Here is a 13,379-nt window from a genome sequence, read left to right on the forward strand (position 1 = left end):
TTTTCTTTATTTTTAACAGAATTGTTAATAATTAGCGTCAGATTTACAACAAACTATCCAATCAAAAAGCGAAATCCAATTCCGTGTAGATTTTCAATTGAAATCCCTTCTTCATTAATCAAAATCTTGCGAAGGCGAGATATAAAAACGTCAAGGCTTCTTCCCATAAAATAATCATCTGTTCCCCAAAGTGCGGTTAAGATCTGCTCTCTTTTTAGAACTAAGTTTTTATTGTCTAGAAAAAGTTTTAGTAATTCGGCTTCACGTTGTGTCAAACCGACTTTTTCATCGTCATTGAAAAGAATAAAGTTTTTAGTGTCAAACTGATATTTTCCAATTTCATAAATTGATTTTTCAGTCTTATTATTTTTCTGGGAACGTTTTAAGAAAACTTCAATTTTCAAAATTAATTCTTCAATACTAAATGGTTTTACCAAATAATCATCGGCACCCAGACGAAGTCCTTTTATACGATCTTCTTTTAAAGTTTTGGCCGAAAGAAAAATAATCGGAATATCAATATCTATTTTACGAATTTCCGAAGCCAGTTCGAAACCATCCATTTTCGGCATCATAATATCCAGAATGCAGATATCAAAATCTTCTTCTTTAAAAGCCTCCAATCCTGCTTTTCCATTTAAACAATGCACTACCTCATAATTATTTTGCTCCAGATTATCTTTGGTCAAAAATGCTAAAGTTTCATCGTCTTCGGTATAAAGTATTCTGAATGGCTTCATTTTTTATAAGGAATTGAAAGAGTTATCGTAACTCCGTTTGTTACATTGTTTTCGGCTTTTATTTTCCAATTCTGCAAATTGCAGATTTCTTTTACGTAATACAATCCAAGTCCAAAACCATTCACTTCATTGCTTTTCTCGTTTTGTATACGATAGAATTTATCAAATATAAAAGATAATTTTTTAGCAGCAATCCCAATGCCATTATCTATAAACTCAATTTTTAGAGTTGAATTTTCTTCAGAAATTTTAACGGTAATTTCAGGTTTTTTATTGCAGTATTTAACCGCATTGTCAAGAAGATTGTAAACCAGATTTGCAAAATGAAAAACATCAGTTTCGAGAATATATTCATTAGAAACACTTTCTATTTTAATGCTTGCATCAGGATATTTTAGCTGAATATTTTCAATCGTTTCTTCAATAACAGGAATTATTAAGACATTTTCTTTTTTTAATTCCAGCGGAGTATGATCAGACTTGGCAACACTTAATATTTTTTCAACATGATGATTCAGTTTGTTTCCTTGATTCACAATGATTTCAGCATATGTGTGCAATTTTTTATTCTCTTTAATGAGATTTTGTTCGCTCAAATATTTTGAAGCAATTAAAATGGAAGAAAGAGGCGTTTTAAATTCATGCGTCATATTGTTAATAAAATCACGTTGCAGCTCCGAATATTTTTTCTGCTGTAAAAGCGTTACAATCGAATACACATAAATCAATAATATAAGAATCAATGCAATTGAAAGTACAAACCAGAAACGCATTGAACTAAATAAATACGTGGTTTCATTAGGAAAACGAACCGCGAAATAATAAACGAGATTTTTATGTTTAGGGAAATAAACCGTTTTTTTACATTCTGCTTTTTTCTTCGAAAGCGAAATATAATCTCCGTAAATCATTTCATCGCTCTGGCAATTGTACATCGCATATTCAAAATCGGTCGTGATATTCATTTTTTTGAATTCCGTTTTTAAATAGAATTCCAAAATATCAGGTTCGAAATCATTATCGACATTTACAATATAATAGTCATTCGCAATTTTCTGAACCGGATTTTGCACAGGAAGTTCGTGATTTGTGCCTTCGTATAATTTTTTAGCTACTTCAAGAAGAGCGATGTGCGCTTTTTGACTCAGCTTTTTCTGCTCAATTGTAAACGCTTCTTTCGTCCAAAGTAATTGCGCAACCAAAATACTGATAATCGCTACCAGTCCTAAAACAATGATACTATTGAGTTTGTTTATTTTCAAGAATAAAGAGTTTTCAAGGTGTAATATTAAGCAATTTTATAGTGAAAATAGGCGATTAACAAGTCGTTAACAAACATTTGAAACCGCTTAACAGCGATTTGTTCAAAGCTGAATTACTTTTGAAATGTAAAATTCGAACTATAAACCATTAAATATTTTAACTATGAAAATTATCAAAATTTCTATGCTGGCTGTAGCGTTAAGTTTAATGTCTTTTTCAGCGATCGCACCAGTGAAATCTTTAGTTTCTGAAACTAAAAAAGTTGAAACAGCTTCTACAATTGTTTGGAAAGCTGAAACAATTGATGTTGGACAAATTCCGCAGGGAACTCCAAAAGCAATTGTATACGAATTTAAAAACACAGGAAAAACAGCAGTTGTAATTACAAATGTTCAGGGTTCATGCGGATGTACTGCAACAGATTACACAAAAGAACCAGTTTTACCTGGTAAATCAGCAAAAGTGACTGCCACTTATAATGCGGCAAACAAAGGCGCTTTTACAAAAACAGTTACAGTAACAACAAGTGCTGAAACGGCTCCAAAAATACTTACTTTAAAAGGAACTGTTATCTAAAATAAAGGTTGGTTATAAAGTGAAAAGCCCTGAATACGTAGTCTATTCGGGGCTTTTTTTATGACAAAATATTATTTTTAGAATCATTTGATTTTACCAAAACTTTTCTACTTTTATTAAAAAAATCATTATGAAAATTTGGTGCAGATTTGCTGTTATTACGCTCCTTTTTGCTATTGTTTCCTGTAATTCAAAAGGAGATAAAAAAGAAGAAAATCAGAAGAAAGCAAAAGTCGTTATTCCAGAATTAAAACTTGTAATTGACAGTACGGCGATTGCTAAATTTTATGAAGCATATCCGAAACTGCAAAACTTTCAGGGTGAAGTCGCGTCTTTATACACTAAAAAACAATCAACCCAATTGTGGCTGGATAATAAAGGTGTTGTCGAGTTTGGAAATACTTTATATAATAAGTACAAAGAATTAGAAACCGAAGGCTTAAAAGCAAATTTTCCGTACAAGGAAATCAATTCTATTTTTGAAAATAATACAGATAATAAACTCTCAAAAGTCAACACCGACTTGATGATTACGAATTTGTATTTCTATTATGCCGAAAAAGTATACCGCGGTTTTGATGAAAAAACATCTCTTTCGTTAGAATGGCTTTTGCCGAGAAAAAAACTCAACTATCAGGTTTTAACCGATTCGATCTTCAAAAAATCAACTATAAATGATGATAAGAAGAGCAAGATGTTCAGCCAGTATTACAAACTTCGTGATGCTCTTCATCAATATAGAGAAATTGAAAAGAAAGGCGGATGGAAAACAATTGAAACTGATGAAGATTATAAAAGTTTAAAACTAGGCGATTCTTCAGCTGTGATTGCTCAAATTAGAGAAAGGCTTTTTATAACCGGAGATATTAAAGAAGATACCAAAAGTGCGGTTTGTGATTCGACGTTAATCAGCGCGATGAAAAAATATGAATTTCATCACGGTTATGCACAAAAGAACACTATATTATTGGAACATATTAATGATTTGAACATTCCAGTTTCTGATCGAATCAAAACCATTATTGCCAATATGGAGCGTTGCCGATGGATTGATCCAGAACTTGAAAAAGGTCAGAAATACATTGAAGTCAACATTCCTGAATTTAAATTGTACATAATCGAAGATGGCAAAATTGCTTTTACATCGCCGGTAGTGGTAGGAAAAGCAATGACCAAAACCGTTATTTTCAGCGGCATGATGAGCAATATTGTTTTTAGTCCGTATTGGAATGTACCGCCGAGTATTATTGCAAAAGAAATAAAACCCGGAATGGCGAAAAACAAAAACTATCTCGCTCAGAAAAACCTAGAATGGAATAACGGAGCGGTTAGACAACTTCCGGGGAAAAATAATTCGCTTGGTTTGGTGAAATTTTTATTTCCAAACACCAGTAATATTTATCTGCACGATACTCCTGCAAAAAGCTTGTTCGAAAGAGAAAGCAGAGCCTTCAGCCACGGTTGTGTACGTGTAGCAAAACCACGTGAACTGGCAATTGAATTGCTAAAAGTAGATCCGCAGTGGAATCCTGAAAGAATCGACAAAGCCATGCATGCCGGAAAAGAAAGCTGGTATACTTTAAAGAAAAAAGTTCCAGTTTATATTGGTTATTTTACAGCTTGGGTAGATCGTGAAGGAAATCTGAATTTCTACAAAGATATTTACGACAGAGACGAAAGTCTAATTAAACTTTTAACGGAAGAATAAAAGTTTAAATTCCAATTTATAAAAAACAAATTCCAAAGTTGGATGTAAAATTTAAGTTGCCACAAATTGCACAAATTACAATTTTTAATTTGTGCAATTTGTGGTTTAAAAGATAGCTAAAAAATAAATTCGTGAATTCGTGGGCTAACAAAAAAAACTTATTCCGATAAAACATCCACACATTTATAAAAACGTTTGGTATAATGTTCTGTATCAAGTGCTGTTATAGTTACTTGCTGTGCTTTTCCAGAAGAAGCATGAATAAATTTCGACTGCATGCCATTGGCTTCACAGATAATTCCAAGATGGCCAATTATGGTTCTGTCTTTATACCCATAAAAAACTAAAATATCTCCAACTTTAAATTCTTCAGGTTTTAAGGTTTTGCCAATGTTTTTATAACCGCTTGAACTTCGTGGCAATGTCTTTCCAAAATGGCTGAAAACATAACTCACAAATCCAGAACAATCAAATCCTACAGCTGGATTACTGCTGGCATATTTATATGGGGTTCCCAAATATTTTTTTGCAAAAACAATAATCGAATCGCGATTGATTTCAGTTTGAAGTTTAGGGTTTTCAAATCGTATTTGAGATTCTTTCATTTTTGATTTAAACGAAGAGAAGAAAAATACAGGCAGTAAAAATAGCAATAGGAACGTTCTCATTTTTTTAGTTTTATCTAAATTAAAACGCTAAATTTAAATTGTTATTTTATTTTAAAAAGAACAGAAACACCTAAAAAGTACAAATATGTATGGTTAGCCTCCAAACGATGTGTTTATGTGGTGTTTTTTTATTGCTTTTTGACATTTTAGTATCTTTTTAAATATTTTCTTTCTAATATATTTGTGAATTGTATTTATATTTTAACAAATAAATTATGTTTCCCAAAAAAATAGCACTTTTAATTTTATTTTTGCTGATTTCGATTATTTCGACTTCTCAAACGCTAAATTCAAATAAAACTTTCTTATACCAAGGCCGGGTAGAAAAATTACAGAACGATGAGGTCATTTTAATTGGAACCGCTTCTTCGGTTTCCTTTAATTTTACAGGAACAAAATGTTCGATTTCCCTTCAAAGCGTCGATTCGTATGAACATCATAATTATGTTTCCTTAGTTTTAGATGGAAAATACTTGGGTAAAATCAGGGTTGAAAAAGGAGCAGTCCAGTCATTTCCAATACAAGTAACTTCCAATAAAAAAGAACATCATTTAGAAATCTATAAAAATACAGAAGCGCAAAGTGGTAATATCTTGTTTGCCGGAACAACTGCAAAACTGACTTCAATTTCATTTAAAAAGAAAAAGAAAATCGAGTTCATAGGTGATTCTATTACATGTGGTGCCGCCAGCGATGGTTCTGATGTTCCTTGCGATCAAGGAGAATATTTAGATCATCATAACAGTTATTATGCTTATGGGCCAAGAATTTCCAGAGCTATTGGAGTTGATTATTTAATGAGCTGCGTATCTGGAATTGGAATGTACCGAAACTGGAACGACGAAAATAAAGACGAAGCTATAATGCCTGATGTCTATCAAAATTTATATTTAACCAAAGACGCTTCAAAATCTAAATATGACTTTGCTTTTCAGCCGGATATTATCAGCATAGCTTTAGGAACCAATGATTTTTCGGGTGGAGACGGCAAAAAAGAACGCTTGCCTTTTAATTCCGAAAAATACGTTTCGAACTACATCAATTTTATTAAGATGCTGTACAAGCATAATCCCAACGTGCAGATCGTAATTACCAACAGTCCAATGGTAAATGATGCCAGATCTGTTGTTTTTGAAGATTGTTTGAACCAAGTAAAAAAGGCTTTTGATACTGATAAAGCCCACAAACCGATTCAGATTTTCAAATTCAAACCTATGAAACCAAAAGGCTGTATAGGACATCCAGATGTAGAAGATCATAAAGTTTTAGCTGCTGAATATGGACCTTTTTTAAAGAAACTTTTAAATGAAAAATAAAATACTATTCCTTTTCTTTTTGATGATGTATGGTTTTGCAGAAGCAAATGTTACACTTCCGAATATTTTTGGAGATAATATGGTTTTACAGCGCAACTCTGAAGTGAAAATCTGGGGATGGGGAAATCCAAAAGAAGAAATAAAATTAGTTTCAAGCTGGAACAATCAGGAATATAAAACCGTTGCAAGCAATCAAGCAAAATGGGAATTGACAATTAAAACTCCAGAAGCCGGAGGTCCTTTTACTATTTCTATAAAAGGCTACAATGAAGTGATTTTAAAAAACATTTTGATTGGTGAAGTGTGGCTTTGTTCAGGTCAGTCAAATATGGAAATGTCGGCAAGCTGGGGAATCGATAATGGCGATGAAGAAGTGAAAAATGCTGCGAATCCTAATATCCGTTTTTTCACCGTTCCGAAATTAACCGCCGCAAGTCCGCAGAATAATTTACTCGGAAACTGGACGGAATCGACTCCAGAAACTATGAAATATTTTAGTGCCGTTGGTTACTTTTTTGCGAAACGTTTACGAGAAGATTTGAAAAATGTTCCAATTGGATTGATTTCTTCCAATTGGGGCGGAACTCCTGCGGAAATATGGATGCCGGAAGAAGTAATAAGTAACGATTCCCTTTTATTAGAAAATGCCAAAAAACTCAACGAACAGGAATATGGTCCGCATCAGCCGGGGCGTGCATACAATGCGATGATTCATCCAATTGCAGGATTTAAAATTGCAGGAACGCTTTGGTACCAAGGAGAATCGAATGTGGGTTCTTTGGTTTATGATAAAACTTTAGGAGCTTTAATTACTTCTTGGCGAAAAGAATGGAAAGAAAATTTCCCGTTCTATTATGTTCAGATTGCGCCGTATAAAACGGGAACGAATAATTTCTCAAACGTAACGGTTCGTAATTCTCAACGAAAATTATTAAAAGAAGTTTCAAATACCGGAATGGTCGTGATTAGCGATATTTCAGACACGATCGATATTCACCCAAAGAATAAAAAATCGGTCGGAATTCGTTTGGCGAATCTGGCTTTGGCTGAAACCTATAAAACCAATTCTAATTTGGTAAACGGTCCATTGTTTACCGATTTTAAAATTGAGAAAAACAAAGTAATCGTTTCTTTTGATTATGCTGACGGATTGTATTTCAAAGACAAAAAATCAAATCAATTTGAAGTAGCTGGAGCAGATGGAGTTTTTGTTCCCGCCCAAGCTTCGATAAAAAATAATCAGGTGATTTTGACCAGTAAAAAAGTTGTAAATCCAGCGAAAGTGAGGTTTGCGTGGGGAAATACAACGCAGTCGGATTTGTTTAACAAAGCAAACCTGCCTGCTTCTTGTTTTACGAGCGAATTTTAGAGTGTAGATTTTAGATTTTAACCACTTGTCAGGCTGAGCGAAGTCGAAGCCCGCACGGCATAATTTAATCTCGCAAAGTCACAAAGGCGCAAAGTTTTTAAAACTTAGAACCTTAGCCTCTTAGAACCTTAGTACCTAAGAAAAAACTAACTAACCATGAAAAATAAAAAAATAATAATTATTGGGGTCTTGTCCCTGTTTACAGTTGGAAACATGAATGCACAAAAAAAGCCGTATCTGGATAAAAATAAAACTATTGAGCAGCGTATTGATTTGCTTTTGCCTTTAATGACTTTAGACGAAAAAGTGGGACAGATGAATCAATACAACGGTTTTTGGGATGTTACTGGACCTGCGCCAAAAGGCGGAACAGCCGAATTAAAATACGAACATTTGCGAAAAGGATTAGTGGGTTCAATGCTGACGGTTCGTGGCGTAAAAGAAGTGCGCGCCGTGCAGAAAATTGCAGTAGAAGAAACTCGTTTGGGAATTCCTTTAATTATTGGTTTTGACGTCATTCACGGTTATAAAACGTTAAGTCCGATTCCGTTGGCAGAAGCGGCGAGCTGGGATTTAGAAGCCATTAAAAAGTCGGCGGCGATTGCAGCTGATGAAGCTTCGGCATCTGGAATTAACTGGACTTTTGGTCCAAATGTCGATATTGCAAATGATGCGCGCTGGGGACGTGTGATGGAAGGCGCAGGCGAAGATCCGTATTTAGGAAGCAAAGTGGGTTATGCACGTGTGAAAGGTTTTCAAGGAGAAACCGTTGCTGATTTGGCAAAAGTAAATACGATCGCCGCTTGTGCGAAACACTTTGCGGCTTACGGTTACGTTGAAGCGGGATTGGAATATAATATCGTAGATATCAGTAATTCTAAATTATACAATTCGGTTCTGCCTCCTTTTGAAGCAACGGTTCAGGCAGGAGTTCGTACGTTTATGAATTCGTTTAATACTTTGAACGGCGTTCCGGCAACAGGAAATGCTTTTTTACAAAGAGATATTTTAAAAGGAAAATGGAAGTTTGACGGATTTGTAATTTCTGATTATGCATCAATCCGTGAAATGATTGCACACGGATATGCCAAAGACGAAGCCGATGCAACAGCAAAAGCGGTAATGGCAGGTTCTGATATGGATATGGAATCCTATTTATATGTGGCAAAACTGGTGGATTTAGTAAAATCTGGAAAAGTAAAAGAAGCTTTGGTTGATGATGCCGTTCGCCGAATTCTTCGTGTGAAATTTGAATTGGGATTATTTGATGATCCGTACAGATATTGCGATGAAAAACGCGAAAAAGAAGTTGTGGGAAGTAAAGCCAATAATGAAGGCGTTTTGGATATGGCGAAGAAATCTATTGTTTTATTAAAGAACGAGAAGAATTTGCTGCCACTAAAAAAATCGGGGCAGAAAATTGCTTTGATTGGAGCTTTGGCAAATGATAAAAACAGTCCTTTAGGAAGCTGGAGAATTGCTGCTTCTGATGATACTGCAGTTTCAGTTTTAGAAGGAATGCAGCAATACAAAGACAATCAATTGGTTTTTGAAAAAGGGGCCGATTTATTAAAACAAAAAGCAACTTTTTTAACCGAAACAGTTTTCAATACAACTGACAAAAGCGGATTTGAAGCAGCGAAAAAAGCAGCAAAAAATGCAGATGTTGTCGTAATGGTTTTAGGCGAATACGGTTTTCAAAGCGGCGAGGGAAGAAGCAGAACTGATTTGAATTTGCCTGGATTACAACAAGAATTATTAGAAGAAATCTACAAAGTAAATCCGAATGTGGTTTTGGTTTTAAATAATGGACGTCCGTTGAGTATTCCATGGGCTGCAGAAAATGTTCCAGCAATTGTGGAAGCTTGGCATTTAGGAACTCAGGCTGGAAATGCAATTGCGCAGATTTTATACGGAGATTACAATCCGAGTGGAAAATTACCAATGTCATTCCCGAGAAATGTAGGGCAGGTACCAATTTATTACAACAAATATAGCACAGGAAGACCAACAGACAGCGATAAAAACGTTTTTTGGTCGCATTATATGGATGTAGAGAAAACGCCTCAATTTCCATTTGGTTTTGGATTAAGCTATACCACTTTCGATTATAAAAACCTAAAACTGAATAAAACGTCTTTTGCAAAAGGCGAAAAAGTTGAGGTAAGCGTTGAAGTTACAAACTCTGGAAATTATGATGGAAAAGAAGTCGTTCAATTGTATATTCATGATGAATATGCGAGTATCGTTCGTCCAATTAAAGAATTAAAAGGTTTTGAATTGGTGAATCTTAAAAAAGGAGAAACTAAAACCGTAAAATTTACTTTAACAGATAAAGAACTTGGTTTTTATGATAACGAAGGGAAATATCTAGTTGAGCCAGGAAGTTTTAAAATTATGGTTGGAGGAAGTTCTGATAAAGGATTGCAGGGTGGATTTGAGATTCTTTAAGGTTCAAATTAACAAAGTTTTTTTGCCACGAATTCACGAATTGATTGATTTAAAATTCGTGAATTCGTGGCTATTTTTTTTAGGACACAAATCAATAAATTTCTAAAATCATCAATTGATCATTAGAAATAAAAGATTCTATAATTTCTTTTTTTGAAATCAGCAATTCGGCTAATTGCTGTGTGTTTTTATTGAAAGTCTTTAGAATTATGACTTTTGGAGGAACTCCTTTTAAAAGTAATAATTTTTCGAAATCATCATCATGCGTAAGAATGGTAAAATCATTTTTTCTTGCAAATTCCCAGATTTCATTATCCTTTGCGGGTTGTGTTATCTGAATATCTTTTGAGTGAAAACAATTCGGGAAATCATTCTCAACAAGTTTTGCAATTCTCCATGAAATATTAGCATCTAAAAGCAATTTCATTATGCGGCAATAATTTTGGTGATATTTTCCCTATTGGCAGCAAAAGACAAAGCAGCAAGGATATGTTCTCTTTTTAATTCAGGAAAATCTTCGATAATTTCTTCGAAAGACATTCCTGTAGATAACCAAGAAAGAATATCAGAAACACAAATACGTGTTCCTGTAATAACAGGTTTTCCAAATCTGATATCAGGATCAATTGAAATTAAATTTTGCCAGTTATTTTCCATGTCTCTTTCTATTTAAAAACAAATTTACAAAATTTAATATGATTTCAATTTGCTCTCGCAGATTTAGCAAATCTGACAGATTTTTTTAATCTCCTAAATCTGCAAAATCTGCTGGAGTTTTTTGTATTTTTAAAATCTATTAAAACTCCAACTTTTAAATAATAAACATGAAATATAACAGATGCGGCAGAAGCGGATTATTACTGCCTGAGATTTCTTTAGGATTATGGCATAATTTCGGTTCAGTAGATAATTTTGAAAATGCAGAGAGTATCGCTATTGAGGCTTTTGATAAGGGAATTACGCACTTTGATTTAGCCAATAATTATGGTCCGGTTCCGGGTTCTGCCGAGGAGAATTTCGGAAAAATACTTTGGCATAATTTTCAGGGAAATCTGCGTGATGAAATCGTGATTTCTACTAAAGCTGGTTATACCATGTGGAAAGGCCCTTATGGAGATTGGGGATCTCGAAAATATCTCCTTTCTAGTTTAGATCAGAGTTTGAAACGAATGAATATCGATTATGTAGATATTTTTTATTCACATCGTCCAGATCCGGAAACGCCAATTGAAGAAACGATGATGGCTTTAGATCATGCTGTTAGAAGCGGAAAAGCACTGTATGTTGGAATTAGTAATTATTCCGCAGAACAGACTCGTGTTGCGGTTGATGTTTTGAAACAATTGGGAACGCCTTGTTTGATTCATCAAGCAAAATATTCGATGTTGGAACGCTGGGTAGAAAATGGTTTGTTGGATGTTTTAGAAGAAAAAGGAGTGGGGTGTATTGCCTTTTCACCTTTGGCACAAGGACTTTTAACGGATAAATATTTAAAAGGAATTCCTGAAAATTCACGCGCTCATAATCCAAACGGACATTTGAGAGAAGATGAGGTTACGCAAGAAAGAATTCAGAAATTAATTCAGCTGAATGAAATTGCTCAGAACAGAAATCAGTCTTTGGCACAAATGGCTTTGGCTTGGCTGCAAAAAGACAAACGAATTACTTCGGTTTTGATTGGTGCGAGTTCAGTAAAACAATTATGTAATAATATCGATTGTCTTGAAAATACGCAATTCACGCATGATGAATTAAATGCGATTGAGAAGATTCTAGCATAGTTTTTTGAAAAGTAAAATGTGATTGTAGAGACGCACCGCAGTTCGTCTTATGCGCATCGAATTTACAGAACGTAGACGCACTGCGGTGCGTCTCTACAAAAAACAGGAAAAATAATATCGTTATTTCTTCAATTCTAAATTGTATTTTTTTACAATTTTTAAAGTTGATTTATCTCCGTTAAAAACAGAATTCAAACCTTGCGGTTCCTGCGGAGGATCTGTAGTTAACGGATCTCCAGGATTCCATTTTCCAGTTTCGTTTACTGCTTTTCCTTCACCGCCATAACCCCAAAAATTTGCTGCCTGCAACGGACCGCCATTTTTACGACTTTCAACTACTCTTCCAAAAATGTAGCTGTAAAATTGATCACGATAAACGGAAGGCTCACCAGCATTTAAATTTTCATGCTCTCTCGGAAGCCCAAATTCTTCAATAATAATAGGTCTTTTTAAGTTGTTGGCTACTTTAATATGGTCATCAATATATTTTCCTGCGTTTTCGATTGTTTTTGATATGGTTGCTTCGGCATTATCGGCTTTGAACCAATTCCAGTTTTTTGGCCAAATGTGCATCGTCAAATAATCGATATTCGGGTTTTGATGTGTTCTTTCAAAGATTTCCATGCTGTCGTTAGAACTGTTTTTCCCTTCAGAACCTGTAGAAACTAAATGATTTTTGTCTAAACTGTCAATTAAATCGACAATATTGTTCAGCCATTTGGTGAATTTAACTTCGTTTTCTGTCGTAAAAGTTCTTGGTTCATTTCCAACCTGCCACGCCATAATCGTATTGTCTTCGTTGTATTTCTTTTTAGAATAAACGTTAGTTCTTCCAATAATAAACTTCACATGATTGCTCAGTGCCTCCATACAAGGTTCGCAGCTGTGAAACTGTTCTGTATACGACATAAATTGAGGCCATGTATTCGGTGGAATATTTGGAATGGGAACTGGACCTTTCCCGTTCCATTCTAAATATTGTGACATTCCGCCCGACCATTCCCAGTTATTGGTCAAGTACAAAACCGCATACATTTTGCGTTTGCTCATTTCATTAATCAAGAAATCCAAACCGTCCAATAAATCTTCATCATATTTTCCTTGTTCGTATTGCAAAGCTGGACGAACGGTGAAATCGTATTTTCCGCCATCGGCACCAACCAAAATACGTAAATTATCGATTCCGTTTTTTTTCATGAAATCCAATTCACGTAAAAGTCTTTTACGATCGCCTATTTTTTTAGAAGCCAGCATACTCCCATACCAGTAATTGGTTCCAATATAAGCGTAAGGTGTATTGCCTTTGTAAAATTCGTTTCCTTTTACGGTAATTCTTTCCTGCGCCTGACAAGCGATTACAACAAAAATCAACGCTGCAGAAAGTATTTTTAAAAAATGGTTTTTCATAATTTATATTTTAAGGAGCTAATCCTGCTATCCGTTACAATCTTTTGTGGTCTCGTTAAAAAAAAAACGAGACCACAAAAGGATTTTCACTCCTATCAGG

General features: G+C 34.5%; 12 protein-coding genes. 6 read left to right on the forward strand and 6 right to left on the reverse strand.

Annotated elements, in window-relative coordinates:
• Positions 1-53 precede the first annotated feature (53 nt).
• Both P2W75_RS17820 and P2W75_RS17825 read right to left on the reverse strand, forming a co-directional pair.
• On the reverse strand, positions 54-740 hold the full coding sequence (locus tag P2W75_RS17820; RefSeq protein ID WP_276381513.1) for a response regulator transcription factor: 687 nt from the start codon (positions 738-740) through the stop codon (positions 54-56).
• Entirely contained in the window at positions 737-2,002 is a 1,266-nt protein-coding gene (locus tag P2W75_RS17825) for a sensor histidine kinase KdpD (RefSeq protein WP_276381514.1), read from the reverse strand. The genes P2W75_RS17820 and P2W75_RS17825 overlap by 4 nt, the downstream gene beginning before the upstream one ends.
• Before the next feature lie 163 nt (positions 2,003-2,165).
• Between P2W75_RS17825 and P2W75_RS17830 the strand changes: the two genes are divergently transcribed.
• Both P2W75_RS17830 and P2W75_RS17835 read left to right on the forward strand, forming a co-directional pair.
• A complete protein-coding gene (locus tag P2W75_RS17830; RefSeq protein ID WP_207295063.1) occupies positions 2,166-2,579 on the forward strand; it encodes a DUF1573 domain-containing protein in 414 nt (137 codons plus the stop codon).
• A gap of 130 nt (positions 2,580-2,709) precedes the next feature.
• Positions 2,710-4,287 (forward strand): murein L,D-transpeptidase, encoded by a 1,578-nt coding sequence (locus P2W75_RS17835; RefSeq protein ID WP_276381515.1) that lies wholly within the window; start codon positions 2,710-2,712, stop codon positions 4,285-4,287.
• 158 nt (positions 4,288-4,445) lie between these two features.
• Here the strand turns inward: P2W75_RS17835 and P2W75_RS17840 are convergent, their stop codons facing one another.
• Positions 4,446-4,892, reverse strand: coding sequence for a C40 family peptidase (locus P2W75_RS17840; protein WP_276381517.1), 447 nt, complete (start codon positions 4,890-4,892; stop codon positions 4,446-4,448).
• Positions 4,893-5,170: 278 nt separating this feature from the next.
• On the opposite strand from P2W75_RS17840, the gene P2W75_RS17845 reads away from it, so the two are divergent.
• The 3 genes from P2W75_RS17845 to bglX all read left to right on the forward strand — a co-directional run bounded on the left by P2W75_RS17845 (position 5,171) and on the right by bglX (position 10,091).
• Positions 5,171-6,271: an SGNH/GDSL hydrolase family protein gene (locus P2W75_RS17845; RefSeq protein ID WP_276381518.1), complete on the forward strand. Its 1,101-nt coding sequence runs from the start codon at positions 5,171-5,173 to the stop codon at positions 6,269-6,271.
• Positions 6,261-7,640: a sialate O-acetylesterase gene (locus P2W75_RS17850; protein ID WP_276381519.1), complete on the forward strand. Its 1,380-nt coding sequence runs from the start codon at positions 6,261-6,263 to the stop codon at positions 7,638-7,640. The genes P2W75_RS17845 and P2W75_RS17850 overlap by 11 nt, the downstream gene beginning before the upstream one ends.
• A 156-nt stretch (positions 7,641-7,796) precedes the next feature.
• Positions 7,797-10,091 (forward strand): beta-glucosidase BglX, encoded by a 2,295-nt coding sequence (gene bglX / locus P2W75_RS17855; protein WP_276381520.1) that lies wholly within the window; start codon positions 7,797-7,799, stop codon positions 10,089-10,091.
• Between the two features lie 91 nt (positions 10,092-10,182).
• Here bglX and P2W75_RS17860 read toward each other — a convergent pair whose 3' ends face one another.
• On the reverse strand, positions 10,183-10,518 hold the full coding sequence (locus P2W75_RS17860; RefSeq protein ID WP_276381521.1) for a DUF5615 family PIN-like protein: 336 nt from the start codon (positions 10,516-10,518) through the stop codon (positions 10,183-10,185).
• Complete coding sequence (locus P2W75_RS17865) at positions 10,518-10,748, reverse strand: DUF433 domain-containing protein (protein ID WP_276381522.1); 231 nt, start codon at positions 10,746-10,748, stop codon at positions 10,518-10,520. The genes P2W75_RS17860 and P2W75_RS17865 overlap by 1 nt, the downstream gene beginning before the upstream one ends.
• A gap of 167 nt (positions 10,749-10,915) precedes the next feature.
• Between P2W75_RS17865 and P2W75_RS17870 the strand changes: the two genes are divergently transcribed.
• Positions 10,916-11,872, forward strand: coding sequence for an aldo/keto reductase (locus tag P2W75_RS17870; RefSeq protein ID WP_276381523.1), 957 nt, complete (start codon positions 10,916-10,918; stop codon positions 11,870-11,872).
• 120 nt (positions 11,873-11,992) lie between these two features.
• On the opposite strand, the gene P2W75_RS17875 is transcribed toward P2W75_RS17870, so the two are convergent.
• Positions 11,993-13,279: a cellulase family glycosylhydrolase gene (locus tag P2W75_RS17875; protein WP_276381524.1), complete on the reverse strand. Its 1,287-nt coding sequence runs from the start codon at positions 13,277-13,279 to the stop codon at positions 11,993-11,995.
• Positions 13,280-13,379: the final 100 nt, after the last annotated feature.

Origin of the sequence: Flavobacterium sp. H4147, from assembly GCF_029360735.1 — a bacterium.
GTDB classification, from domain to species: domain Bacteria; phylum Bacteroidota; class Bacteroidia; order Flavobacteriales; family Flavobacteriaceae; genus Flavobacterium; species Flavobacterium endoglycinae.